We start from the raw sequence: 26018 nt of genomic DNA on the forward strand, positions 1-26018 counted from the left end.
TCATAAAATCAGAACTAAAATCATTTAATTTAAAATTAATTGCCAAAACCGAAGAGAGGGAAGGAGTTGGTGTTTAATAATTATTGGTACAATAAGAATAATAAAAAAACGTAAAAATATAAAATATATTGATAGGAATAATTTTAAAATACTCGATTTACTATAATAAGCCAATCCCAGAAAACCCACTTGGTTTATTAGCACATTTACCCAAAAATGAAATTATAGTAACTATTTCTAAAATAAACACGCTGTTACAACCTCAAGGATATCGTAATAGTGATAATTCAAGAGAAACGCAAATTGAATGTTTGAAAGCAATCTTGTTGCAAGACGAAAAAAATTCTCCAATTGAGTATATTAAAAAGTTTCAAGATTATGCATATCATTTAAGTAATCTACCAAAACAATATAGTGTTTTTACAAGAGGAACATGTTTATATGGTTTAAATGAAATTTTGCAGTCAGATACATTTTTAACTGAAAATAAAACACAATATACATTTGATGAAAGAATTGGTATTTTAGATTATTTACTTGTTTGTAATGAGAGAATTTTAAAGTTTTCAAATGAAGAACCTCTTGAAAAATTTACAGAACAAGGGATTAATTTTTTTGAGTTTTTTGCTTTTAATCAAATACCCTTAAACCAATATAATATTTCAGTTAATAGCTTAACGAAGCTACATAAATCAGCTTTTTTTCTTAAAAGCTTAATGAACGATGATTCTATTAAAGAACATCTAGTTAATTATTTTAAAGATAAGTATGGGCTTGATGACATAGAAGAATTCTTTAGAGTTTTTATACTTTCATTTTTAAAAATGTATGATGAAAATCTAAAAATTTATCACCTGAAAATTGATAATGAGCAAAAAAAGATAATCGAAATAATTAAAGGCTTTAGCATTAATGCACCATTGAAAATTATAAATCATGATGATGTAAAAACATTAGATTTTTTACCTGTTAAAAAAAGCCCAATATTTTCATGGGAACCTTTAAGTTCAGATGAATTTACTGGATTTGCAGTTTTAGATATGGCATTTTTATTAGAAAAAATGGATTCATTTTTTATTAATGATTTTTGGTTTGATTATTTAAAGACTCATTCAGATTTAAACCGAACAGATTGGGGGAATTTTATTGGCTCAAAATTTTTTGAACCACTTGTGGAAGATGTTATCTCAAATACGTTTAATAACAAACAGAGTTATACAATAAAAATGTTAGATGAGTTAAAAATTACGCTTCCTGCTAAATCAGAAATAGAAATTGCAGATGTATATATTCGTCAGAAACAAAAAATTGCTTGTATTGAGGTGAAAAGCAATTTTATCAATATGGTAGATGGGTATAAAAGTGTTACGAACATTGAGGAATTTAAAGCATTAGATTTGGATAAATTTTATAAAAGCTTTGGGTTAACTCAAATGTTAGATACGATGAAGAACTTCCATAAGTATAAGCATCATCTTAAGGATGAGGGATTGAATTTTAATCGAAAAGTACATTTATATCCTATAATACTTGTTAATGAACCTATATTGTCTAGTGGTCTTTTTAATTTTCCTTTACGACAACAATTTGAAAAAATGTTAATTGAAGAAAATATTAATTTAAAATCTAAAGGCCATATTATTTGGCCACTTGTTATAATGAATATTGAAGAGTTTCAAGAGTTAGAGCAATCCATCAAAGATGATGACATAGATTTTTTTAAAATTCTTGACTCATTACATAGTAAAACATCTATAAAAGGTAAAATTGTAAAAGATAAGTATAAAACCTTGCTAACTATACACAGTTTAATTAATGAAAAAATTGAATTTGATAAATTATTCCCTTTAAGGCTTAAAGATTTTAAATGGACGTTTGCAAAATGATAGCCTTAGAACATATAAAATTAGAATTTAAAAGTCATAACTTAGAATTAACTCCAAAATCAAATGGGAGGGAAGGAGTCAATTTTTTAATAGGAAACAATAAATTATATCTAAAATTCATTGATTTAGACACCACACAACGTAGTATTAAAATTTCAAAACAAGAATTAGGATAAGAATATCTAGTAAATCCATACAAGAACTAGAAAAGTATGTTTTAGAGAATATGATTAGTAAACTAAAAATTTAGTTGTATAGTGTTATGTTAAATAGAGTCTGCGTTTTTACCCAGATGAAGCGTTGGCAAAACGGCCTTAGAAAACTTTGGTTAAAACAATAGGTGAATGAGCGCACATATTTTAGAGGGCTAGCAATATATACTCTTAATAATAAAGAGGTTTAAGGTAGTTCAAAGCAATTTAAAGAGTTACAATGTTTTCTAAAATATAGCGATTGAGCCGTACATTGTTTCCAAAGGTTTATGCAGCCTTGATTTTTTTGTTTCTTTTTTCATCAAGGAAAAAAGAAAAATATTATGATTTGTTAGTAACCGTGATTTTCAAATTGAGTTCTAAAGTTTTTAAACTCTCAAATCTAAAAATGTTGAATCGAAGCTCTACTGTTAGCAAGTGTATAGAAATTTTTGTGTGGATGATGTGGTTGGAAAATTTTATACTCTTGCGCAAACTTAACGAGAATGCTGTAGAAAAAAATATTGCAGGATTATTATTAAATACTCGAATTATCAATATAACTAAAAAGTAGCTTTTTGTGCGGCTGGAAAGCGTTGCAAATTGTGTTTAAAAAAATTACTGCGACAGCATAATTATTTTTAAAAAACAATAAAGCGCAATAGCCAAGAGGCAATTTTACATAACGGCTAATTATAGTTACAAATGTGTATTCGAATGTTTCTTGAGAATCGCGTATTTAAAAAATGTTGAACCATTGTACAGAATATTAAATTTATACGAAAAGTAAAACACTAATGTTTAATGACCCTAGTACTACAGTTTATTGTATGCACAAGACTTTCTGGGATATTTAACATAATATAGAATTATAGCTTACAAACTATATTATCAAGGCTAAAACTGAGTATGATATATTTGTATTATAATTAATATTATGTTAAATAGGATTTAAGTAAAAAGATATTTATTGAATATTACATATTATCTTTACTTATCTTACAAATAAATTTTACAATAAAAAACACTTATTTTTTCTTTAAGTTTATGAATAACTCCATACCCTGTCTATTAGGGTAAGAATTATAACATTCAGTAAAAGTTTCGAATGAATAAAACGATTCAAAATAGTTAATATATTCACTTTTAGAGCCTCCAAATGGCGGATGATCATCGTTTAATTTAGCGTCGAATAACACCCCAACTAATTTACCTTCATCTTTTAAAGTTTCATGTACTTTTGAGGCATAACTTGACCTTAAATTAGGATGTATAGCACAAAAAAATGTTTGTTCAATAATTAGATCAACTTGAAATTTAATATCAAAAAAATCACCTATAATTAATTGTTTTTCAGGAAAATTAGGAATTCTTTTCTTAATATTAGAAATAGCTGTTTCTGATAAATCAATTACATACACGTTTTTAAAGCCTATCTTAAAAAGATATTCTGCTTCATAACAATTACCTCCTCCAGGAATTAATATTATTAACTCTTTATTAGTTAATTGGTCAATATAAGCTTTTAAAGGAGGAGAAATAGTCCCTAGATCCCATCCTATCTTATTTTTTTTGTATTTGTTATTCCAAAATTCAGCAGTTAAATCCATGAAGTAAAATTATAGATTTTAAGTTTAATATTTTTTAATAAATATATATAAATTGATATACATAATTTTAATGAAAGGTTTTTTTAATAGAACAAAATACTTTCTAAAATTATTAATAAGTTTAAAGATGAACATTTGTTTGCCTTTACTGTTTTATATACTTTTGCGGTCATGGAAAAATTAAAACAACGCTGGGGTATTAATAGTAATTGGGATGTAGTTGCTATTTTTATTGTTTTTGCTATTAATGGCTCATTTGCTGCTTGGGTTGCTAAGCCTGTAACCGAATTTTTGGGGCTTTCACCAGATAATATTTCTCCTTGGTTATATTGGCCTTTACGCATTATACTAATTTTTCCAATATATCAAACTACTCTTCCTATTGTAGGTTGGCTATTTGGTCAGTTTAAATTTTTCTGGGAGTTTGAAAAGAAGTTTTTGGGTCGTTTGGGACTTGGCTTCCTCTTTAAAAAGACTGATAAGTAGAAAGTATTATTTTTAACCACTACTCCACTTTTTACTGATTATTTTACGGGATTTCCCTTGTGTTTTAAGTAGTGATTTTAGGTATTTGTTTTAAAAAATATATTTATTAGTTTTGCTAGTAGTCTAGTTACTAGATAATTAATATAATACCTTTTTAGACAATGACGTTGAATACTACTTTTAAAATTTCAGAACTAGATAAGATTATAAATTCATTAGAAGTAAAAGTTCAAAATTATTTAAAAGAAAAAAATTACACTATAAATAATGATAGAAAATTGAAAAGATTGATTGAATGGAACCACACTGTAATTAATCAAAAAATGGTAAGAGTTGTTTATCCAAACGAAAATTGTCCAAATGATATCAAAGAAATAGTAAAAGATTTTATCACAGAAGAATTCAATTCTTCATCATTGTAGAAATTTTCCTAATACTCAATTGAAATATAATTAGTTAACCATTTTTATTAAAAACTAGAAACTAATAAAGTCTCCTAAAGTTTATATAAAACAAATAGTTATAAAAATTCAACTATTTTCTTAACTTTTAGATCTTATATTTCCCCTACTCCTACTATGGAATAATTAAAGTTTAAAAACGCTTACACTATTTATTGACAAAACAACAAAACTCTTACAAAAGTAATTGTAAAAGTATAATGTTGTTTTATAAAATTTTGAGGTTATATCTTTTTAACTCGAACGGCATTCATTCCTTTCATTCCTTTTTCTAATTCGAAAGAAACTTTATCATTTTCTGTTATTTCGTCAATTAAACCACTAACGTGAGTGAAATATTTTTGTTGGTCTAATGAATCAATAATAAAACCAAAACCTTTTGATGAATCAAAAAATGATACTTTTCCTTTTCTTACAGGATCAACATCTTCTTTATCAATATCTAATGTTTTAGGAACGCTTATTTGTATGCTTTCCGCATCAACTTGAACTCTTTGCGCAGGGTCTGGTGGTGTATCTGTTAGATTACCATAAATGTCAACATAAGCAAACTCAATTCCTTTTTTGTCACTCTCCTTAGCTTCTGCTTTTCGAGCTTCCATCTTCTTTCTCTTATCTTCTCGTTTTTTTAAACGTTTTTTTTCTTTTTCAGCTTTGTTAAATGTCTGTTGCGATTTTGCCATTTATTATTTTTAAATTAAATTTCTGTAATACTTGTTTATACAAACAACTTAAAAATACACTTGTAAGTAGTGATATTTTAAGTTATTTATTTTATTTTGATAAGCTTAAATGCTTAATTTAGAGTTCTTTTGTAGTTGGTATTGATGAAAAAATATGATTTTTATAAATACTAAAGAATGTTGATTTCTTGGGTAAACTACGAATCTGCTTTTGCAAATATACAAATAAATGTACTTTTATGTTTATTTTTTTCTTTGTCAATCATATATGAGATAGTACAAAAAAAACTCATCTGAATCAGATGAGCTTTTTTAGTTATTGTTTGGAGTACCTTATACTTCTGTTTAAATAATCTGGTATTGTTGGATTATTTGGATCACTAAAATCATTTCGAGGATCACCATCTTTATTTTTATCTTCATATTTAGTCAATATTCCATCACCATCATCATCATCGTCTAAATAATTAGGTCTTCCATCCTTATCAGTGTCGTCGTTTTTTGGATTGCCATCTCCGTCTGGATCTTCAAAAATAGAAGGAATAGTATCGTTATCTTGATCAGTATTTTCTACAGTATCCCATAACTCAATATAAAATAATAAAACTGAGTTGGCAGGAATATCTGGCCTACTTACATTTCTATATGCTAGTCCTGAAGGAATAAATAAAATTCCTTTCCCCCCTTTTTCATAAGTTATTGGTCCATTAGGAACAGTTTTGTTCTCTCCTCCTTTAAAATGTGGAAAACTATGAGTCCATCCAGATATCACACTTGCTAAAGAAAACCATGTTGTGTTATTATCAAATTCGTTACCTAAAGTTTTCTCTCCTAGTATCCTTCTACCTTTATATCTAGAAAAAACGGAATCCATAATTGTAGGAAACCCTTTTCTTCTAATAAGGTTTCCACTATTCTTGTCGTATACAGGAGTTCCATCACCAACAGAAATTACGTAATAATATAACTTATAATTTATATCGTTCTCTTCAACTTCTTTAGTTACTAACTTAGAATCATCATAAAGTGCAGTTTCTCCAGATTTTAATGGCTCTACAGCATCAGTATTTACATTATAATAGTTGTTTTTTAAAAACTTAACTATTGTGTCATTATCCATTTTTTCTTGTGCTGCATGATCAAAGTTTTCAACACTAGAACCACTATCTCCACATGAATATAATACTATACTAGCTATAAGTATGTAAAAAAAATATTTAAATTTTATCATTTAATCTTAAGAATTTTGATGCGCAATTTACCATTTTTATACCTTTGTAAAAAATGAATTAATAATTTTTAACTTTTTATATGAGAATTGATAAATATTTGTGGTGTATTAGATTTTTTAAAACTCGTAGTATTGCCACGGATGCTTGTAAAAAAGGGCATATAAAAATAAATGATACTAATTTAAAACCCTCAAAAGAAATATTTGGAAATGAAGAGATAATAATTAGAAAAAATCAAATTAACTATAAAATAAAGGTTTTAGATATACCACAAAGCAGAGTTGGCGCCAAGTTAGTTGATTTGTATCGTAAAGATTTAACACCAAAAGAAGAATTTGAAAAAACTGAACTTTTAAAATACGCTAAGGATTATTATAGAAAAAAAGGTACTGGACGTCCAACAAAAAAGGATCGAAGAGATATTGATGATTATAATGATGTTAACGAATAGTACTCTTATAAAAACTAAAACATGGAAGCAAAAAATAATATTATATTAAATAATGTTCAAATAGAACAAAAAATTAAACGAATAGCTTATCAAATATATGAGAGTAATAGTAATGAAAAAGAAATAGTTATTGCTGGTATTACATTAAACGGGTTTCTTTTAGCTAAAAAGTTAGCTGCTGCTTTAGCTAAAATTTCATCAATTGATGTGTTATTGTGTGAAGTATCAATCAATAAAAAGAAGCCTATTAATTCTGTAACAACTTCTATATCTGCTGATGAGTATAAAAATAAAGCATTAGTATTAGTAGATGATGTTCTAAATTCTGGTACAACTTTAATTTATGGTGTAAATTATTTTTTACAAGTTCCTCTTAAAAGGTTTAAAACTGCTGTTTTAGTAAATAGAAATCATAAAAAATATCCTGTTAAAGCTGATTTTAAGGGGATATCATTATCAACGTCAATAAAAGAACACGTTGTTGTAGAATTTAAAGACAATGAAACTATAGCTTATTTATGTTAATAAGCTATAGATTTCATTACATATTTCATCAGTTTTTTTAGTATCAATAGAAATATTATGAGTAGCTTGGTTGTAAAAATAACTTCGTTCAAATAGGTGTTTTGCAACAAATTCATTAAAATCTTCATCTTTAAGGTTGGCTACTAAAGGTCTTTGTTCTTTTTCATTTTTTAATCTGTCAGTAATAGTACCAATACTTGCTTTTAAATAAAAAGAAATTGTGTTTTTAGATTTTCCTATCAACGACATATTATTCCCATAGCAAGGAGTTCCACCACCTAATGATAAAACAAAGTTTTCTTCTGTTTTTATTAACTCCTTTAGATATTCATTTTCTTTTTTTCTAAAATAAATTTCTCCTTTAGTTTGAAATATTTCTGAAACTGTCTTTTGCTCTCTATTTTCTATGTAATTATCTAAGTCAATAAAGGATAAATTGTATTTTTTTGCTACGATTTTACCTATTGTAGATTTCCCACTAGCCATGTAACCTAAAAAAAATATTCTCATGATTATTGAAAATTAATATGTTACAAATATCAATAAAAAAAACTAAAAAAAAGCCTTTGCATTTCAAAAAACCATTGTATATTTGCAACCGCTTTCACAATGAGAGAAATGACCTGGTAGCTCAGTTGGTAGAGCATCTCCCTTTTAAGGAGAGGGCCTGGGTTCGAGCCCCAGCCCGGTCACAAAAAGTTAAGCATTTTGCTTAACTTTTTTAGTTTAAGCACGTATGGCGGAATTGGTAGACGCGCAGGCTTGAGGGGCTTGTTCACAACGTGAGTGCAGGTTCGACTCCTGTTACGTGCACTTTTAAAAATGTAATCATTCATTAATTAGTTGATTACATTTTTTTGTTTTTAATATGTGCTTTTTTGAGTATACTTTTTAAATATTGTTATTTCTCTAACCTCCTATTACATCTCTTTCTTGAACCAGACAGTCATGATACATAAGTAAAATTACTTTTGGAAATTGCTATTTATTGTTTTTTTTGAACCTTATTGACGAATTAACTAATCAAATTGCTGGCACTCTATCTTCATACAATTAAAATATCATCAAAACCATCAAAAAAGATGAAAAAATCGCCTCTTGCTACTCTTGTAATAATGTTAAATCTTCTGATGGTAAAGGTAAATTCAAATTATCAACAATAGTAAAACTTGCTGATGGTAATTTAAACCCCCATTTTCTAAAAAAATCATTAAGATTGGTTCCCGTAATTTCAGAAGCTTTTAATATAAAATAAGACATTTTTTCTTGATCTGTATAAAGTTGATTAGCCTCTTCTCTTGCGACTTTGTGTAACTTAATAAAAAAATCATCTCCATACTTTAACCATAATTGTTGATACATAGCAAGTCTTTCAAAGGGACCAAGTTGATTATCATCATTATAGTTTCTTGTTTCTGTAGGAGAATTTAGGTAATCTGAGACTCTTTTCCAAACCCCATCTCTTATTAATCTAGACTTTTGACCAAAATGCCTTTCAGCCGCCTATGAATAGATATTTACTGTTACTTCAATAACTTTTGACCATGTTAGAGATGAGATTTGATGTTGGTGTCCTAATTCATGCCATGGGCCCCATTCTTCATTTCTTAATTTAGTGACTGATGAAAGAAAATCTATTGCATCCACGCTATTGTAAAATGTCCTATATGTAGTGGCAGCCATCCAATATGAATTGTCGTAACTTTCAGTAAGGTAATATTTGTTTCTGTTGGGTTTGTGAACTGGTTTAGAGTTATCCAATCCATCAATAAATGCTTGTACATATATTATTTCATTTATTGTTTGTAACAGAAAATCCCAGTTTTGATTCTTATATCTTTTAGCAGTTTGTTTGCTTAATACTATACAAGCTTTTTTACTTCTTAAAATCACATCACTATAACTATACCGTTCAAGCATATCCAAAAATTCGGAATTAGTTGTTTCACCAAATGTAAAAGTAGGTGTTTTATATCCTCTTTTTATTGTGATCTTACATTCTGATGTTGGAGTATTACTTGCATACTTGCATAACGAATAAAAATATGAGAATCTTTATTGCTGAAATTTGTAATAGTAATTGGTGTATTTTCTATGGTAAATATTTCTGGCTCATCTGTCCAAAGATTTCTAGAGTACCCACCAATTAATATTTGAGGGTTGTTCTCTCCGCTAATTAACTTTCTAGAAACTTCAATTGATTGATTAGGTTTTAGAAATAAACCTGTTGAAATAAAATCAGCAATCCCTTGATTTCGATGTAACCTTATGCGTTCTATTTCAGAAGTATAGGTTTCTTTAATAAAAAAGGATAAAGATTCATTTTGATTAATTTTCACCTCGGGTTCAATTAGAATGTCATTCTCTTTATTACAGCTGAGAAATAATAGAGATAGCAAAAACATAAGGTGAACTCTTGAATTAAAACTTTGATACATAATTTATTATTTATTTTATAATTAATCGCAGGTTTCATTAATCAGCTACATTATTTATATTTTCAATTATAAGTTCAGAATCATCATTGTTGTAACAAAATGTTGTTTAATTGATAGGAAATTGATAGTTTGATTTATAATCTGATTTTCATCTTTAGATTCATCAAAACTATAAGCAAAATAATACCTAGCTCTATAGTCTTTGATAAATTCTTTAGTCAGTTAAGTTGGATTTGTAATTTTATTATTTTTTCTTTTAGACTAAATACGTTAGTCATGAGGATTAATATTCTTGAAACTGTAAATAGTCTCTCATTTACTTCCTTTTATTATGCACAACTATTAGTGTATTTTGTCGAAGCTGACGTTAGTAAGCTATGCAATACATCGTTGTAAGTAGTTTTAGTTTTTATATCTCGGAAGCAATTTAGTTAATCCTTTTTTTATAATTATTTAATAAAAATATTGCTGAAGCTAGAAACCAAATTCCAAACCAATAATATGGTATTACAGAAAAATATTGAATATACATCCCAAGAATTGCAAATAAAACACCTATAGTTCCTGCAATTTTAAGGAATATAATAGGTAAATCTTTTTGTATCGGTATTACTATGGTCAATACAAAAGAAGCTATCATTGGAAGCCAGAAACTAATGTCTCTAATAATTGAGTGCATAAACAAAATATTTTCAACATTATTATTGTTTCCAACAAGTAATCCAAAACTTATAGAGTTTTCTGTAATATCTAATAAAGCTCCTAAAAAACTAGCTAGGAAAGAAATTCCAATTATGTTACTATTAATTGGTTTAAAATGCAAAAACAAACCAATCCAAGAACCAATCCAAGAAAAAATGAAAATTGTATCTAGGGCATAATTTATTCCTATAGATTTAATAAAACTCCCTTTTTCAATTTCTGATAATTTTATATTTCCAAGTATAACATCATTTAATGAGTAATCTGTTTGAGGCCAAGAATAATTCATTATTATAAGTAATATGAATGCCATTAGCGAGGCTATTCCTGTATTTAAATATATATTTTTTTTCAATAATTCCAATATCTTTTTTTATTGCTTATGGTCTAGTAGAATGGTAGCGAATTTAAAACCACTAACTTTTCGGATAAGCACAGATTTTTGATTTTTACGTGCTTTATTTTAGTGATTAAACCGCTGTTATTTTTATACCCCTAAAGTTAGTAAACGTTTTATAATAATCGTTTTAGATTGAACTTTATTTTTTTCGTTTTCCCTTCCGAATTTATAATTGTTAGACAAACCTTTTCATTTTCTTTTGTTAACAAATCTCTATAAACTGTAATGTCTCCTGAAGAATCTTTATTTATAGAAATCAATTTATCTCCCTTTCTAATTCCTTTTTTATAAGCTGAACTTGTTTCCTCTGCTCTATCTATTATAATGCTGCCATTAATCTGTTTAAGTTTAATTCCGCTAACTGGAAAAGTAAAAGATTTACTAAATGCTTTATTAGGTTTTATGTATAATGTGGAAGTTGAATAATCTAAAACTAGATTAAATCTACTGATTACTTTTGCTCCTAATATACCTAAATAGTTTTCATAACTACTAACGCCATCTCTATCGTGTGCTATTCCTATAACCATCTCATCAAATTCATATCCGCCGATATTCATTGATTGAATTGCGATATTTTCAGAAATAGATTCTCCGTGTAAATTTTCAGATTTTGAAATTAAACTTTTTCCAGCTTTTTCACTTAATTTATGGTTTTTATTGTAGGGTGTATTTATCAGAAACGTTAATCCTGCTCCGCTGTCAAATAAAATTTTATCGGTGTATGATTCTCCATTTCTTAAAGTAATATCAATATCAAACTGTGGAATAGGAATACCATTTTCAAATTCAAAAGGTATAGCTCGATATCCTATTGTATCTATATCTTGAATTTTATCGTACAAAAGCATTTTTTTATTTTCATAATCGATTTTTGTAACGTATTTCTTAAGTAAACTGTATCCAATAATACCATCAAAATCTTTTTCCAACGCGTTTTTTAATTTAGTTAAATTAGTAAGAACTAAATGAGTGCTATCGATTTCAATTTTATTTTGAAGAGTTAGCTTTTGATAAAGAATAATATCGTAAGGTTTTACACCGCCAGCACCCGAAACATCTTGCTTATAATTTGCTTTCAACCCTAATTTTTCTGCGGTTGTAGAATCTAATAAATCAAGTGTGGCTCCTGTATCAAAAACAAAAGTCCTGTATTCGGAATCATCATTAATGTTTACTTTAAGTAGTATCAAATCATTTTTTAATTCAAAAGGAATTTCTGCAATTTGTGCATTTAATTGGACAGAAATGATGAAAACTAAAGATAAAGTTGTAATTATTTGTTTCATTGTATTTCTATTTTCTGCAAAATTCATTGTTATTTCCGATTTTCTATGTTAAGTACAGTCAATGAGTGTTAAAAAAGTGGTTTTAATGTTTGTTATCGGCCTAGTATAACCACCAGTTACGGGTTTTAAGTTACTGTTTTCTGTTAAGTACTAATACTTACAATTTCGAGTGGATTCATACTTTGTTTTAATTTTCTGCTTTAAAGCCAAATCAAAAAGATTTGGCGGACTTGGTTAAAAAGCACTTCATTTTGGGTTAAGTACAAAACCTATATTAATCGTAGTCATTGTTGTACAGCGTTATTTATATGTCAGTTTGTACGTTGCATCTAAAATGATATCATTATTCATTGTTATTCTAATATTGGTAAGGTTTTTATATTCATCAAATTGATATTCATACTTCGTTATTTCGCTTACTTCATTTTGATTTTTATTATTTATTACCTCAATAAGGAGGTCGTCTTTATATTTATATTCGGTTTTAATATTATAATGATTATTGACTTCTTTATAATATTCTTGTTTTATTAATAGATTATTTTGGTCATAATAATATTTAGTAGTAGAGACAAGTTTGTTTTTGCTTTCATATTCTAATAGTTTAATTAGAAATCCACTTTTGTTGTAAAAATATTTTTTTTTATTGAAGCCAGCACTACCATATTTTAAAGCTGGTATTTCTGCTACCTTTTCTAATAAATTTCCATTAGCATTGTATGTATAACTTAAAATATTCTGTGGTTTTTCATATTTATCAAATATTATTTCTTTTACTCTTTTTTTTGAGCGGTATTCATATTTATTTATAAAAACTATTTTACTTCCTTTTAAGCTTTTAATTTCTATAAGTAAGTTAGTATTATTGTATTTGTAAAGAATTTTCCCTATTACTTTATCATATGTTTTTGATGTTTTCTCAATAAGATTATTATTACTATCATATGAGAAAAAATCAGTAATTGTTCTATGGTATTTATCTTGGTATTTTTCCTTTATTATTCTGTGCTCACTATCGAACCATAAAGTTTTATCATTACATCTATTCAAATAACTAGAAAGGCTACAATCCTTAATTCTAGTATTTATAGAGTCAATCTTTCCGTTTAATTTATAAATAGATGGAACATTGAAAAATTCAGGGTCTTTGAATTGGCTAAAAACATTATTTGATATAAATAATATAAATATTAAATGTTTAAAAGTCATTTTTTTTGTTTTCAATGCTGTATAACGGTTTTGTGTATGATTAGATGCGTGTTTAGGTGATAAATTTAGCAAATAAATCTCAGATAGAATGTCCGTTAGGACTTTCGAAAGTAAACACTGAATAGCAATTAATTATACACATCTTAAGTTAGCATTTTATTAAATTAGTTATTTAATCATAAATAACCAAAGAGTGGAATAAGGTTTTGATAAACGAAGAGTCTATGATTTCGTCAACATTGATAAACCCTACTCTTTCCTATGTTAAATTTGCTCAGTTTTATAAAGCCTTAGACTTCGATGTTAAGTTTTTTGCTCCATACCCAAAGAATGATAAAATTCCCATAAACATTACTATTTTTTTCATTAAGTTGAATTTTTCTTGTATAAGCTAGAACTATCTTGTGCATTAAACGTAGCGTGTAAAAAGACACTAACTTACCTGATTAACACAGAACCAAATTTTTATAAAGCTTTCGACTAAGTTATTTGGTCAATATCCAGTTCATCAAGTCATTTTTATCTACAATAGCCCAACTATGGGGGTGTCGTTCACCATCTGATCGATATCCTTTATTTTCTGTTGGAATATATTCAACTTTTTCAAACCCTTTTATTTTTAGACTCTCGGATAATTTTTTAATGTAGAAAACATTCATTTGTTCATAATCAGCCATTCGATTCTTTTTACACCAAAGAGTATCAGGTTCTGTATAAAGTCTAATTTTAGTCCTTTTTAACTTCTCTAAATTAGAAGTGTTATTAGTACTAAATGTGAATACAGCTTTGTTCTCATATTTTTTAATATCCTCTTCCGGGTTTCCGAAGTTATTACCTAAAACCTCTATTAACCAAGTACTTTCTTGAATGGAAGGCTCTGAAAAATTTCGGTCGATATTTTTTTCTGAGGATTTATACAATGCCACTAAGTCTATTGGTGAATCCACAATAAATACTCCTTTTGGGTCAATATAAAATTGTTTCATTCCAACTATAAAATTACTTATCAAAAGACTTACAACTCCACCACTTGAAAATCCACCAATAAAGATATTCTCAGTCGGTAATTGATTTGCCACGACTATATCCTGTAAACTTTTTGCTAGTTTGTGTTTTTCGTTTTCCTCAAGCCATAATTTTTGATTAAAATTAGATAGTATAACAGCAATATTATTTTTTCTTGCAATATTAAGAATTTTAAATTCTCTCTTAATGTCTTCTGCAGTCTCAGAATAACCTCCAAATAGAATTAAAACTGCTTTAGCTTCTTTATTTGGCTTATAAAGTTCATAATCATCTTTTATGATTTTTGCAAATTCAAATTTTTCAGAAGTTGTATGTTCATTTTCCTGTTTGTTCTGTTTACAGGAAACAAGTCCAATAAAAACTAGAGTTAAAATTATTGATGTTCTCCTCATTTGTTTGATTATGTAATGTGTTTATTGTGAGTGTTTTAAGTTGGGCGGGCACTATGTTTTCGGATTATTACTTAGCTAGATATAGATATTCTCCTTTTTATCTTTTCTTCTATAAATGCCAAATTTTATATTTATTGGACTTTGTAAATAAACACAGGCTTTCGATTTAGCACAAATGCCCTATCTTTTTTATATATTGTTAACAAATGTTATTTCTCTTTTAACTTATAAATCAAAATATCTACATCATATTTGTTTGAAATATTAGGGGTTAGATAAGGATCAGAATTTCCAACGATTACAAATGATTTGTCGTTAGTTTCTTGAACTGAATTTGCATAGTCTTCATTTTTACCTCCTAATGTTTTTTCCCATTTTAATAACCCTTTTTTGTCTATTTTAATAATCCAGAAATCACCTTGTTTATTTTTATTTTTTACATCTCCATCTATGGAATTTGTATAACCTGAAGCTATAAACCCTCCATCTTTTATTTGTGCTACTGAAGATAAATAATCATTATCATTACCCCCATATACATTCTCCCATTCTATTGTCCCTAATTTATCTAGCTTTAAAATCCAAAAATTATTGTACTGTTTATTCTTGTCTATTTCGCCAATTTTAGATGAAGTAGAAGCTCCTACAATATAACCACCATCTTTAGTTGGTGATACTGATTTGAAATTGTCGTACTCTGAACCTCCGAAACTTTTTTCCCATTCAATTATTCCATTTTTATTTAGTTTAACAATCCATAAATCATTAAAGCCATTATTCTTTTTTAAATCCCCATCGGATGATTCTGAATGTCCACCGACGATATATCCTCCATCTTTAATTTGATGTATCATATGAGCTTCATCATAAGCAGAACCACCTAAATTCTTTTGCCAGTCAATATTTCCTTGTTTGTTTAATTTTAAAATCCAAAAATCATTTCCTCCTTTATTGTTTAAAATGTCACCATCATTCGAAACAGATTCACCTGCTAAGATGTATCCTCCATCATTTGTGGGCTTTATTGAATTAGCATAGTCGTAATCGGTACCTCCAAAAGTCTTTTCCCACTCCAATTCTCCTTCTTTTGTTAACTTCAGAACCCAATAATCGAAACGCCCATTATTAATTTTTATATCTCCGTTTTTAGATTCAGTGGATCCACAAACAATATATCCTCCATCTTTAGTTTTTGAAATATCCGTTGCAAAGTCTTCTCCTGAGCCTCCAAAAGTTTTTTGCCATTGAATCTTTCCAAGATTATCTATTTTAAATATCAAAAGATCACTATTACCTTTATTTAATTGAACATCTCCATCAGAAGAACTTGTTTGACCGATGACTATGTATTTATTATCATTAGTTTTGATAACACGTGAAGCACGATCAGCTTTTGATCCTCCAAAATGTATTGACCACTCAATTTCTAAAGAAGTCTTTTGTGTTTTTTTACTATTGATTTTATTTATTGAATTACAAGCTGTAATAAGAAAAACGATGATTATAAAATTAATTTTATTATGCATAAATCAGTTTTGAATTATTTTTTTCATTAGATGAAATTTAAATTAATCAGAGTATAATAGCTTTGTATTATTCGAAATACTATTAACTTTAAAAAATTTTACCTCAGTTTTAACAATTACTATTAGTGCTATCTTTTATCTTCCATGAACCTTTTTATTTTAGTTAGTCAATTGAGTAATTATCTTTGTTTTTCCATTTTTTTTAAAAAATTATATGAAGTTTTTGGGCTTATATCTATATTTATGGGCGTGTATCTATTTGAAGTTACTTTTATATATTTTTGCAATTTAGTAATTTCCCTATCATTTGCTATTTTATTTTTAGAACTATTGTTTTTTGCTGTAAATTATAGTAATTATTATCATAAAATAATGATTATTCATATTGTATTTGAGTACATAAGTTTGACGTTTTAACATTTGTTAACGTCTTTGTGCATGATTTCTTTACGAGTTTAAGTGTTAAATTTAGCAAATAAATCACAGATGGAAAGTCCGTAAGTACATTTGTAAATAGGCTATAACTAGTAATGAACTATACACATTGTACCACATGTATATTAGTACCTTAGGTCATAGAAATCAATATCTAATTTTTTAACTTGATTAATTATGTTTTTAGTTCTATTATGATTTATATAGTCAATTACGAATTTATAGTCCCTATGATACTTCATATGTATGACTAAAAAGGTTGTCTTGTTTCTTCCCCCTCCAGTTGTCTCAAGTCTTATACTTTCAATTTTATTGAGGGATATTTTTATATTTACATGTTTAAAAATTAGATTTTTAATATAAATACCTTTATCGCAACTTTCCATATAGTAACTTTTTCCATGAAAGATTATCAAATTCATTAGTCCTAAGAAACTTATAATTATAAGTAATCCGTTACTATAGATATCTAAAAATGTTAGGATTATATTTGTGATAAATGAAATTAGGAAAAAAAAGAACAAAAAGGGAGTTAGCTTAATAAAAAATGAAATAGGTGAAGTTTTATTTGTTATTATACCACAATCAAAATCAAGGTTGAAATCAAAATTGAAAGAATGGTCGTTCTTAATAACTTTGTTTTCAATAGACCATCTTATTTTCCATAAGTTTTTATAAAAATTATCTTCTAATATTACTTCTTTCCCATCTTCGAAAATAATCGTCAAACACTCTTCTCTCATCGGAAAAAATAGAAATTTATAATCCTTAATGTCATATAATGTAACTTTTTTTATTTCATTATAATTATATTTTGAATTGAGACCACATGTTATAAAATCTCTTTCGATTTTTAGGTAAGTGAATGTTTTAGCAATATGATAGACCCCATACATAATAAAAGAAATAAATAACAAGAGGAATAGTCTTGAATCAGGTTTTGTATAAAACACGATTGATAGCCCCAAAATTAGAACTAAACAGAAAAATAGTATAAATATAATTATTCCTCTAGGTCTTGCAATTACCTTTTTATTCATATGTATGGTAACGTCTCGGCTATTGTTAGTACTAGAATTATAAATAGTGAATTTTCGATTAAGCACTTAGCCAAAACTTTTTTTTCTTTTTTAAGCCAAATCAAAAGATTTGGCGAAATTTATTAAAATGCTATAAACTTTGGGTTAAGTATAAACCCCCGTATTAATTATATACTTTGTTGTGTGAAGTATTTTGTTTTATTATGCTGTTTTTTAAAACGTTCCATTGCCAAGTTATTTGATATGGATACATTTCGTACTGATTTGAATCTTCATTAAAGGTCATTCCCTTGTGATAATTGGATTTACCAATGTCTGCTATTTTCATTGCTTCTTCATTTTTTCCGAGATAATTAAGACAGATACTTTTGTAATATTGTGCATCAGAAAAACCAGGATATTCTTTCAATACTTTGTCAAGTTCAGAATTTGCATATGCATAATCACTTCGCTCATAATATGCAATAGCTAAATAATATCTGTCTAAATAATGTACCCAATCAATTCCATGTTCTATTTCTTGGGCTTTTACATTCTGATTTAGTGTTTCAAAGGCTTTGTCAAATTGATTTAATTGCAAGTAACATAACCCCATATAGAATTCGAGAGAATGGTCTTGTTCGAAAATTGAACCATATTCATTAATATAGGTTTTTATATCGGTAAGTGCTCCTTCATAGTCTTTCGCAAAGACGCATTTCAGAAAAGCTAATCTTGACAACCACCTTTGTCTATCGTATTTAACCGCTTTATTATAATACTTAATAGCTATAGAATATTTTTTTTGCTTCCAAAAAGGCAATGCCTTTTGTTGCCATAAATATGCAATTGTAGAGTCTGCTTGAATTCCCTTATTTATCCATTCGTTCCATTCTTTTGTTAAGTAGTGATGATTCCATGCACCATTTTTTAAGTATTTCTCAATAATTTCGTCTTGAGTATTAGTATTTGCTACATTTTCAATTTGTTCTTTACAACTAAGTATGGACATGAGAAAAAATGCGAAAGCTATATATTTATCCATTCACTTTATTTTTTCTTTCATTACACACTACGTTTTATGATATGAAAAGTTGCAAATTTTAATTCGGAAGTTTTCATAGCTTTTTTGAGTAACAAATTTAGTAAAATATTTGAAACCAGTAATAATGAAGCAATTATTTATAAGCATTGTTATCCTTTTTAGTGCTACAGAAACCAAATGCAAAACTAAAAGCCATATTAAATACTAATAAACCAACCAAGGCAGAACGCTAGCCTTAACTATCTAAATAAAAAATACCTTTAATTTTAAACAATCAAATATGGTATATGTACTTAAAAATAAATCGTTTAGGTGGGTGCATAGTTTTAAGCACCAACAACTTTTTTGGAATAAGAACGAGTTAAAACACCAGCTTATAATTTTTCAATTACAAACTACATGTTCAATATTTTCAACATATCTTTAAATGTACAAAGAACACTTTAACGTTTAATTTCCAAAAAATATTTAATCTAATAATTTCCTAAATCAACGATACTTTTAAAATACATTCTTGAGCTTTTAAGTAATTTCAAATTTCATTTAGCGCTATTAATAATAACGTTTTTTTATAAGCTTTGTTGCTTCAGTTTAATAGTAAAGTTATTAAATAATTACCGACCAAGAAAATTCAGTAGGACTTTTGCAAATAGTCAAGAAGCCAGTAATAAATTTTATATGGTATTGGGCAATGTCATTTCTTATCAATAATTATTTCTCCTATTATATTAAACCATACTTTTTTATAAAGGAATTGAAAAGCCAATACCTGTATTAATACCAGACCAACCAGTAGTGACTTTATTGCCATCTTTAAATGTTAAATGTGCACCTTCTATTTCTTCAAATTTTAGCTTTCCTCCTAAATATATGTCAACCCCAACGTAAGCTCTTAGAAACATAAATCCTATAGGGTATTTATAGGTTATTAATGCGCCTATTCCAAAATCTGTTGAATTAAAATTAAAAGAATCTAAACTTACAGAAGAGATTCTAGTTTCTGATTCTAAATTAAATTTAGACAATGTTATCATTCCTTTAAAACCTAAATATAAATTCCCTTTTGTGAATTCTTTAATTTCTTTTTCATAAATACCGCCAAAAGAAAAACCTTTTAACTCATTAGTTACTCTTACTAACCCTGAAAAGTCTGAAGTAGAAGATTTAGCACCAGAAACTCTATTGCTAAAAAAGAAAGAAGTATTGATGCTTTTAACTTTTAAACCAATATTAAACCCATAATTATATTTAAAATTATCAGTTGTTTCTATGTTATTGAATGGAATTTCGTTTACTAAATCATTATGAAATTTTTTTAAGGGTTGGTGTGATAATAAACCAATATTAAAATCCGTAAAAAATTCTAAATTTTGGGATTTTATAGTTGTGTAAAATAATAAAAATAAAGTGAGTAGAATTAACTTTTTCATTAGTTTAATTAAAAATTATTTATAAAAATACCTTTTGAATGAATCAACCTATTATTGTATAGGTTTAAATAGTAATCTCTATCTTCTGAATTAAACAATCCAGAAATTGATTTGTTGTTTTCGTAGGTGAAAGTCTTTATTTGATTTGTATTCATGTCATATATACCACAAAAACTGTTTTGTGTTAAAAGAATATTTTCACCAACGGTGTCCACCTTAATTTTAATGCTATCACCATGAGCTGTCCCAAAAGTAAATGATTTTGTATTTTTAGTATTTAAGTCTACTATAAAAATCTCGTTAAGTAATACATAGTATAAAATGTCATTTTCAAAGAAAATGTTATCGTTATAATAAAAGTTAGGACTCAAATCGTATACCTTTTGTAACGTATTGTTTTCAATTTTATAAATAGCATTTTCAACATTAGTTCTAATGTGTATATATTTACCATCTCTAGATAAATATCCAGAGTCTAATACATTATTAGAATTAAAAAAAATATTACCTGTAGAAACATCAGTCAATGTAAGTTTTCTTGGAGATGAATTATAGATTTTTAGAATATTATTCCTGAATATTTGATCATCAAACAGATTATTTATAGGTGAATATTTTTCTATGACCTCTAAGTTGTTTTTGTCAATTAAATAAGAATTTTTGTAAGTGTCTAAATATATATTATTGCTAATTGGGTCTAAATAAATTCCGGTATAACCAGTGAGAGGCTCAAGTCCAAGCTCTCTTTTTCTAATGAAATTCATATCATTAGAATATTCATATATGTAATAAATATAATTGAATCCAGATTTATTTTCCACGACTATAGCATAATAATTTTGATTTGAAGGATTATAAATTATTCCTTCTGAGAATAAATGATTAAAGTTGAAAAGGCCAAAAGAATTTTCATCTAATTCCATTTCGTAATAATTATATGGAAGATACCTTCCATCTTCTCTAATCACTATTGCGCTGCTATAGTTTTTTCCAATAATATAAGGTTCATTGATTATATGTTCCCCTCCCCTGCTTGAAAAATCTACCAAGTCACCATATTTAAAGCTTGTAAAATTTCCATAGAAAGGATGTTCAGACCATACAATTTTATAGGTGACATTATTGTTATATCCAATTTTAAATTTAAATAATTCAGGATCATCAACTAATGTAATTTTAGAACCATATGAATCATTAAATTCACTACTGTAAACAATTGAGTAATCTACTTGAGAATATTGATCATATTGAAATTTGTTAGAATTTCCTGTAAATAGAATCGTGTATGTATCTAAATAAGTTCCGGAGTCGAGTTCATTTTCTGATAAAGGAATCCTAATTTCAGAGTATTTATATTTTAAACTTAAAAAAGCTTCCTTAAAATTTTTATTTACAGGAATAGACCATTTTACTCTTACACTACCATTTTCCATTTTCACTTCATTAATTTTGGGTGGTTCTGCTGGATTTCTTTTAACTATGAATTTAAATATTTGGTTTTTTTCTAAAATTTCTAGACCAGATTGGTCTTTTAAGCTTCCAGAGCCAGAGGTGAAAAAGAGTTGAACCCGTATTTCATGAGTGCCATCAACATACCTTGAAGGCAGAAGATTAAAAGAACCTTTATTGCTTTGCCAATCTACACCTATTTCTTCTCCGTCTAAATACACTTTAGAATCTATAACATATTGATTAGGTGCAGCCTCAAAGAGGTAATCAATTCTAGTTTCAATATTAATAATATCTAAATCATTGAAATTAATGAGATTAATAGAATTTTCAGATGTGTTTGGTATTTCTAAATCTTGAAAAGAATCAGAAGAGAAGTTATAAGAACAACTAATAAATAATAAAAATATCAGTAAAAAGTAATTTTTTTTCATTTTTGTAAAGTATGTAAGATAATTTTTTTCTTATATCCTAAATCTAATTAATATTGCCTAACGGTCTTATATAAGAATAGTAGCGGATTATTTCGCACTAAATTTTCGGTTAAATACAGACTTTTTTTTATAGTTACTTTGTTTCGTTTTACTAATTAAGACGCTACTATTATTATACAATGTTGTAACACGTTATTGTACTATTGAATTCATAAAAAAGAACTGAAAGGTAACTAATTCAAGCTGTAATTTTTCTAAATATGTTAAAGTTCCTATTACAGATCTGTTCGATAGCTTAAAATTCATAAAATCAATTTTGTTTCCATCATAGTCACTAAAACTTACTTCTGTATTAAAATTCGAGTCATTAAACCATTTTAATTCTTGCTGAGATGAGTTCAAGATTTCGTTACAAGTTTTATGAAAATTTTGAATTTTATTTTTCAATTTAAGTCCTCTTTTAGATAAGTTGTTGTTTTTATCAAATAATATATTTCGATAAAATAGCGTGTCTGACATCATCTCATAATTATAGTTATCAAAATGGTTAGTTATAGATTCTTCTTTAAGTAATTCTATGAACCCATTTAAGTCAGAAGTAATACTTTCAATCTTGTCAGATTTTATTTTCAACTTTCCAAACTTTTCAGGTTGAGAGTTACTGATATCATTAAGTGTCTCAATTTTATTTTTTATTATTTGTTGATAATTTTCAGTTGTTGTTTTGTATACTTTTCTTGCTTCATTAAGCGAAAAAATTAATGGGGTTATTGACTTTTTTAACTCATCGCTACAATTCGGTTTTTCTTGAGCACAAGAATTAAAGCAAATTAGTATTGCAATTAATTTAAAAAAGTTAGATGTATTTTTCATTCTGTTAATGTATTACAACGTTTTAGGGCATGAAAAGTTGCGAATTTTAGTTCGGAAGTTTTCATAGCTTTTTTTTCAAACATCAAATTTAGTAAAATATTTGAAACCAGTAATAATGTAGCTATTTTTTATATGCATTTTTACCCTTTTTAGTGCTACACAAACCAAATGTAAAACTAGAGCCACTCTAAATATTCCTAAAACCTACTGAGGCAGAACGCAAGCCTATAACCTTTCAATTACAAACTACATAATCAATTTTCAACATATTTTAAATACACAAAGAACACTAGGGTGCTTAGTTCCCAAAAAAGGATTGAATCTAATAATTTGCTAAATCAATGATACTTTGAAAAGACTTTCTTGAGCTTTTAAGTAATCTCAAATTTCATTCAGCACTATCATATGGTAACGGTTAATGTAAAATGCATTTTTACACCTTGTTATACTCCGTGTTTATTTTAATTGCAAAATGAATCAATGCTTCAAGTAATTCAAGTTCAATCGTAAAAGATTGAAACAACATTGTTAATTCACTTTGCTCTTCAGTTATTCTATAATTAATTGCAGGCGATATTTCTGCAGATTTATTTATTTTCTCTTTAAGCAGCGATATTTCTGACAAACCATCTATATAATTCCTGAAATTATTATCTCTACATTTTATATTTATTGCTTTTTTTCCGAATACTTTTCCGATAAAACCACTTTCATATATTGAAAAAGATGGAATTGAGTTTTGTGATTTAGAATTACAGAATATAGAGTATCTATTTTGTATTGCCGTGTTACCTGAAAAATATGAAGGTCTATCAGATGTTCCTTCTAAAAGTTCACAAGTCGCAACTAATTCAAAATACGTATTATCTCTTTCGAGTCTATATTTTGAAAAATTTAGGTTTCGTATATCAAAAGTCAAATTGAATTTGCCTTGCTGCCTTGATAATAAGCAGCCAGTTTTTTTCGCTATTTGGTTAATTTGATCGTCAAGTAATTCTTTCGGCATTTAATTTCAAATTGGTTTATTTTCATTTTGTTTTCATGGAGTATAACGGTTAGGCTATGGTTAGTTCAGGAATTAAAAGTAATGAATTTCCGATTAAGCACTTAGTCAAAACTTTTTATTATGTTTTTTTTCATTTTTAAAGCCAAATCTTTTGATTTGGCGAACTCCACTAAATAGACTTACATTTGGATTAAGAACCAAAACCCGAATTAATTATAGTCATTGTTGGGCATAGTTAACTTGATTCAAATATTTTATTATTAATAAATATAGATATTGATTGAATTAAAAGTTCGATTTCTTTTTGTTTTGACTTATCAAATTGATTTTTATACTTTTCAAATTTCGTTTGAATTTCTAAAAAAAAACGTTTTAATTCTAAAACATTTTTAAACTGATATTCAGCTATAAAATCGCCGAATGAATTATTAATTATGCCATCCAATTGTTGTTCTGAATAATACTTATCACTCTGAGAAAGAGTTCTATCGCTTACATTATAAAAAATGCTTGTGTGTGGTTTTGTTAATTTTCTTATATTATTGTAATTGTCATATAATATAGGAGACAATTTTATTATTCGCTTGCCAGCTTTAAGAAAAATATTTTTCTTTACTTCCTTTACTATAAAAGGTTCTTGATATGGGGTTTTAATTATGGAATATAGAGTTTCAGTATTGTTTTTTTTACTTTGAAAAGGAAGAGTTCCATTAGTGAAAGGAGTTGTAAATCTAGCGTTTGATACTAAAGTACTATCAATTAAAATATCAAAACTTTTATTCAAATTTTGTGTTGAGAGTATTTTTAATTGCTCGTTATTCTTAAATTTAATATTAATTTGAGGTCCCATAAAACCGTTATCCAAAAAGAATCTTTCAATAAAATCTTTTTTGAAGTAGTTAGCTTCATCAAGAATATTTATTTCTCCTTTAGTAAATAGTAATTGATCCAATTCGTTATTTTTTATAACAAAAGGTAATTTAAATATAAAAATGTTTTTGTTCTCTGAAGTGTTAAGTTCTAATGATTTTATTTTAGCGTAAGTTTCTAGTCTAGAATTTAATTTTTTTAATAAGCTGGAATCTTTCGGTTCTAATTTTAAACTAATAATTATTCCTCCATTTTTATCAAACATTGTTTTAGGAACAGATTGAGAGCAAGAGTTTATAGTTGATAAAATAAAGATAAATATAGAAATTTTAATAGTCATTTTTTAATTTTGTGTTCGATTTAGTATTATTATGCCCAACGTTTTGGCTAAGCTGCGTTTTAATGCAGTTTAGGTGGTGTTAGCAACGGTAAGATAATTTTATTCCGTTTCTCTTTCCCATATATCAGAAGGAATTTCATTTACAGTACCGTTAGATTGAACTTTAAATAATTCCATTAAATTATTGTTTATAAAATTGACTTTAGTACGAGAAATTATCTCTGTTGATCCATTATTCTCTCTCATTATTTCTATAATTTCATTATCAACCCTATAATTTGTATTTAGATCAAATTCTTCATAACATTCATTACCAATAAATACATAAGCATAGTTATCAATTGTACTGGTTTTTATTGACATATAACTTTTTCTGTTACAATCATTCAAATCTTCATAACTTCCATCGCTATTTATAATTGCAACTTTCAGGTTCCATTTTCCTATCAATAATTCTTGAGTTGTTTTTTGAGTATTTTCAGGTATACTTTCACTATCAGAACAACTTATTGTTAATATTGTTAAGAGTGTCAAAAATATATTTCTTTTCATTTTTTGTGATTTTATTGTTGCTAACGGTCTTGTGTATGAAACGTAGCGTGCAAAAAGA

At 27.1% G+C, this 26018-nt stretch carries 24 protein-coding genes, 2 tRNA genes and 1 pseudogene; 8 read left to right on the forward strand and 19 right to left on the reverse strand.

Annotated elements, in window-relative coordinates:
- Positions 1-128 precede the first annotated feature (128 nt).
- Both ACMFBB_RS01000 and ACMFBB_RS01005 read left to right on the forward strand, forming a co-directional pair.
- Positions 129-1886: a hypothetical protein gene (locus ACMFBB_RS01000; protein WP_435262615.1), complete on the forward strand. Its 1758-nt coding sequence runs from the start codon at positions 129-131 to the stop codon at positions 1884-1886.
- Positions 1868-2062, forward strand: coding sequence for a hypothetical protein (locus ACMFBB_RS01005; RefSeq protein ID WP_435262616.1), 195 nt, complete (start codon positions 1868-1870; stop codon positions 2060-2062). Before ACMFBB_RS01000 ends, ACMFBB_RS01005 begins: the two co-directional genes overlap by 19 nt.
- Before the next feature lie 1043 nt (positions 2063-3105).
- Here ACMFBB_RS01005 and ACMFBB_RS01010 read toward each other — a convergent pair.
- Complete coding sequence (locus ACMFBB_RS01010; protein WP_435262617.1) at positions 3106-3687, reverse strand: methyltransferase domain-containing protein; 582 nt, start codon at positions 3685-3687, stop codon at positions 3106-3108.
- Between the two features lie 171 nt (positions 3688-3858).
- Here ACMFBB_RS01010 and ACMFBB_RS01015 point away from each other — a divergent pair, with 171 nt between their 5' ends.
- Together ACMFBB_RS01015 and ACMFBB_RS01020 are read left to right on the forward strand one after the other, a co-directional pair.
- On the forward strand, positions 3859-4173 hold the full coding sequence (locus ACMFBB_RS01015; protein WP_435262618.1) for a DUF6787 family protein: 315 nt from the start codon (positions 3859-3861) through the stop codon (positions 4171-4173).
- A gap of 161 nt (positions 4174-4334) precedes the next feature.
- Entirely contained in the window at positions 4335-4595 is a 261-nt protein-coding gene (locus ACMFBB_RS01020; RefSeq protein WP_435262619.1) for a hypothetical protein, read from the forward strand.
- 263 nt (positions 4596-4858) lie between these two features.
- Here ACMFBB_RS01020 and ACMFBB_RS01025 read toward each other — a convergent pair whose 3' ends face one another.
- Together ACMFBB_RS01025 and ACMFBB_RS01030 are read right to left on the reverse strand one after the other, a co-directional pair.
- Positions 4859-5317: a cold-shock protein gene (locus ACMFBB_RS01025; RefSeq protein ID WP_435262620.1), complete on the reverse strand. Its 459-nt coding sequence runs from the start codon at positions 5315-5317 to the stop codon at positions 4859-4861.
- A gap of 316 nt (positions 5318-5633) precedes the next feature.
- Entirely contained in the window at positions 5634-6548 is a 915-nt protein-coding gene (locus tag ACMFBB_RS01030) for an FKBP-type peptidyl-prolyl cis-trans isomerase (RefSeq protein WP_435262621.1), read from the reverse strand.
- Positions 6549-6628: 80 nt separating this feature from the next.
- On the opposite strand from ACMFBB_RS01030, the gene ACMFBB_RS01035 reads away from it, so the two are divergent.
- Positions 6629-7000: an RNA-binding S4 domain-containing protein gene (locus ACMFBB_RS01035; protein WP_435262622.1), complete on the forward strand. Its 372-nt coding sequence runs from the start codon at positions 6629-6631 to the stop codon at positions 6998-7000.
- Between the two features lie 21 nt (positions 7001-7021).
- Positions 7022-7525 (forward strand): phosphoribosyltransferase family protein, encoded by a 504-nt coding sequence (locus ACMFBB_RS01040; protein WP_435262623.1) that lies wholly within the window; start codon positions 7022-7024, stop codon positions 7523-7525.
- On the opposite strand, the gene ACMFBB_RS01045 is transcribed toward ACMFBB_RS01040, so the two are convergent.
- Complete coding sequence (locus tag ACMFBB_RS01045; RefSeq protein ID WP_435262624.1) at positions 7517-8035, reverse strand: shikimate kinase; 519 nt, start codon at positions 8033-8035, stop codon at positions 7517-7519. The two genes, ACMFBB_RS01040 and ACMFBB_RS01045, sit on opposite strands and share 9 nt — an antisense overlap.
- 110 nt (positions 8036-8145) lie before the next feature.
- On the opposite strand from ACMFBB_RS01045, the gene ACMFBB_RS01050 reads away from it, so the two are divergent.
- Both ACMFBB_RS01050 and ACMFBB_RS01055 read left to right on the forward strand, forming a co-directional pair.
- Positions 8146-8217: transfer RNA gene (locus ACMFBB_RS01050), tRNA-Lys, on the forward strand.
- A gap of 38 nt (positions 8218-8255) precedes the next feature.
- Positions 8256-8338: transfer RNA gene (locus ACMFBB_RS01055), tRNA-Leu, on the forward strand.
- 288 nt (positions 8339-8626) lie between these two features.
- On the opposite strand, the pseudogene ACMFBB_RS01060 reads toward ACMFBB_RS01055, so the two are convergent.
- The 15 genes and pseudogenes from ACMFBB_RS01060 to ACMFBB_RS01130 form a co-directional block, all read right to left on the reverse strand.
- Positions 8627-9517 (reverse strand): annotated as a pseudogene (locus ACMFBB_RS01060) (M60 family metallopeptidase).
- A complete protein-coding gene (locus ACMFBB_RS01065) occupies positions 9508-9864 on the reverse strand; it encodes a hypothetical protein (protein WP_435262625.1) in 357 nt (118 codons plus the stop codon). The pseudogene ACMFBB_RS01060 and the gene ACMFBB_RS01065 overlap by 10 nt, the downstream one beginning before the upstream one ends.
- A gap of 526 nt (positions 9865-10390) precedes the next feature.
- Positions 10391-11020, reverse strand: coding sequence for a hypothetical protein (locus ACMFBB_RS01070; RefSeq protein ID WP_435262626.1), 630 nt, complete (start codon positions 11018-11020; stop codon positions 10391-10393).
- A 158-nt stretch (positions 11021-11178) separates the two neighbouring features.
- Positions 11179-12354 carry an aspartyl protease family protein gene (locus ACMFBB_RS01075; protein ID WP_435262627.1) on the reverse strand — a complete coding sequence of 392 codons (1176 nt, stop codon included), beginning with the start codon at positions 12352-12354 and terminating at the stop codon, positions 11179-11181.
- 300 nt (positions 12355-12654) lie between these two features.
- Positions 12655-13563, reverse strand: a complete 909-nt coding sequence (locus tag ACMFBB_RS01080) for a hypothetical protein (protein ID WP_435262628.1) — start codon at positions 13561-13563, stop codon at positions 12655-12657.
- 485 nt (positions 13564-14048) lie between these two features.
- Positions 14049-14981, reverse strand: a complete 933-nt coding sequence (locus tag ACMFBB_RS01085; RefSeq protein WP_435262629.1) for a hypothetical protein — start codon at positions 14979-14981, stop codon at positions 14049-14051.
- A gap of 209 nt (positions 14982-15190) precedes the next feature.
- Positions 15191-16507 carry a T9SS type A sorting domain-containing protein gene (locus ACMFBB_RS01090; RefSeq protein WP_435262630.1) on the reverse strand — a complete coding sequence of 439 codons (1317 nt, stop codon included), beginning with the start codon at positions 16505-16507 and terminating at the stop codon, positions 15191-15193.
- A gap of 560 nt (positions 16508-17067) precedes the next feature.
- Complete coding sequence (locus ACMFBB_RS01095; protein ID WP_435262631.1) at positions 17068-17982, reverse strand: hypothetical protein; 915 nt, start codon at positions 17980-17982, stop codon at positions 17068-17070.
- Positions 17983-18145: 163 nt separating this feature from the next.
- Positions 18146-19006, reverse strand: coding sequence for a tetratricopeptide repeat protein (locus tag ACMFBB_RS01100; RefSeq protein WP_435262632.1), 861 nt, complete (start codon positions 19004-19006; stop codon positions 18146-18148).
- A gap of 743 nt (positions 19007-19749) precedes the next feature.
- Positions 19750-20436 carry a hypothetical protein gene (locus ACMFBB_RS01105; RefSeq protein WP_435262633.1) on the reverse strand — a complete coding sequence of 229 codons (687 nt, stop codon included), beginning with the start codon at positions 20434-20436 and terminating at the stop codon, positions 19750-19752.
- Positions 20437-20444: 8 nt separating this feature from the next.
- Entirely contained in the window at positions 20445-22319 is a 1875-nt protein-coding gene (locus ACMFBB_RS01110; RefSeq protein ID WP_435262634.1) for a hypothetical protein, read from the reverse strand.
- Between the two features lie 192 nt (positions 22320-22511).
- Positions 22512-23192 carry a hypothetical protein gene (locus ACMFBB_RS01115; protein ID WP_435262635.1) on the reverse strand — a complete coding sequence of 227 codons (681 nt, stop codon included), beginning with the start codon at positions 23190-23192 and terminating at the stop codon, positions 22512-22514.
- Between the two features lie 433 nt (positions 23193-23625).
- Positions 23626-24198 (reverse strand): hypothetical protein, encoded by a 573-nt coding sequence (locus tag ACMFBB_RS01120; protein ID WP_435262636.1) that lies wholly within the window; start codon positions 24196-24198, stop codon positions 23626-23628.
- A gap of 235 nt (positions 24199-24433) precedes the next feature.
- Positions 24434-25408, reverse strand: a complete 975-nt coding sequence (locus ACMFBB_RS01125; protein ID WP_435262637.1) for a hypothetical protein — start codon at positions 25406-25408, stop codon at positions 24434-24436.
- A gap of 99 nt (positions 25409-25507) precedes the next feature.
- The gene (locus ACMFBB_RS01130; RefSeq protein ID WP_435262638.1) at positions 25508-25960 is read right to left on the reverse strand and encodes a lipocalin family protein; all 453 of its coding nucleotides are present in this window, start codon (positions 25958-25960) and stop codon (positions 25508-25510) included.
- Positions 25961-26018 lie beyond the last annotated feature (58 nt).

The organism is Tenacibaculum sp. nBUS_03 (assembly GCF_051201695.1).
Lineage (GTDB): Bacteria > Bacteroidota > Bacteroidia > Flavobacteriales > Flavobacteriaceae > Polaribacter.

Coding starts and splice junctions, on each gene's coding strand:
- ACMFBB_RS01005 (WP_435262616.1), top strand. CDS start 1,868: ATGGACGTTTGCAAAATGATAGCCTTAGAACATATAAAATTAGAATTT.
- ACMFBB_RS01010 (WP_435262617.1), bottom strand. CDS start 3,687: ATGGATTTAACTGCTGAATTTTGGAATAACAAATACAAAAAAAATAAG.
- ACMFBB_RS01015 (WP_435262618.1), top strand. CDS start 3,859: ATGGAAAAATTAAAACAACGCTGGGGTATTAATAGTAATTGGGATGTA.
- ACMFBB_RS01020 (WP_435262619.1), top strand. CDS start 4,335: ATGACGTTGAATACTACTTTTAAAATTTCAGAACTAGATAAGATTATA.
- ACMFBB_RS01025 (WP_435262620.1), bottom strand. CDS start 5,317: ATGGCAAAATCGCAACAGACATTTAACAAAGCTGAAAAAGAAAAAAAA.
- ACMFBB_RS01030 (WP_435262621.1), bottom strand. CDS start 6,548: ATGATAAAATTTAAATATTTTTTTTACATACTTATAGCTAGTATAGTA.
- ACMFBB_RS01035 (WP_435262622.1), top strand. CDS start 6,629: ATGAGAATTGATAAATATTTGTGGTGTATTAGATTTTTTAAAACTCGT.
- ACMFBB_RS01040 (WP_435262623.1), top strand. CDS start 7,022: ATGGAAGCAAAAAATAATATTATATTAAATAATGTTCAAATAGAACAA.
- ACMFBB_RS01045 (WP_435262624.1), bottom strand. CDS start 8,035: ATGAGAATATTTTTTTTAGGTTACATGGCTAGTGGGAAATCTACAATA.
- ACMFBB_RS01075 (WP_435262627.1), bottom strand. CDS start 12,354: ATGAAACAAATAATTACAACTTTATCTTTAGTTTTCATCATTTCTGTC.
- ACMFBB_RS01080 (WP_435262628.1), bottom strand. CDS start 13,563: ATGACTTTTAAACATTTAATATTTATATTATTTATATCAAATAATGTT.
- ACMFBB_RS01085 (WP_435262629.1), bottom strand. CDS start 14,981: ATGAGGAGAACATCAATAATTTTAACTCTAGTTTTTATTGGACTTGTT.
- ACMFBB_RS01090 (WP_435262630.1), bottom strand. CDS start 16,507: ATGCATAATAAAATTAATTTTATAATCATCGTTTTTCTTATTACAGCT.
- ACMFBB_RS01095 (WP_435262631.1), bottom strand. CDS start 17,982: ATGAATAAAAAGGTAATTGCAAGACCTAGAGGAATAATTATATTTATA.
- ACMFBB_RS01100 (WP_435262632.1), bottom strand. CDS start 19,006: ATGGATAAATATATAGCTTTCGCATTTTTTCTCATGTCCATACTTAGT.
- ACMFBB_RS01105 (WP_435262633.1), bottom strand. CDS start 20,436: ATGAAAAAGTTAATTCTACTCACTTTATTTTTATTATTTTACACAACT.
- ACMFBB_RS01110 (WP_435262634.1), bottom strand. CDS start 22,319: ATGAAAAAAAATTACTTTTTACTGATATTTTTATTATTTATTAGTTGT.
- ACMFBB_RS01115 (WP_435262635.1), bottom strand. CDS start 23,192: ATGAAAAATACATCTAACTTTTTTAAATTAATTGCAATACTAATTTGC.
- ACMFBB_RS01120 (WP_435262636.1), bottom strand. CDS start 24,198: ATGCCGAAAGAATTACTTGACGATCAAATTAACCAAATAGCGAAAAAA.
- ACMFBB_RS01125 (WP_435262637.1), bottom strand. CDS start 25,408: ATGACTATTAAAATTTCTATATTTATCTTTATTTTATCAACTATAAAC.
- ACMFBB_RS01130 (WP_435262638.1), bottom strand. CDS start 25,960: ATGAAAAGAAATATATTTTTGACACTCTTAACAATATTAACAATAAGT.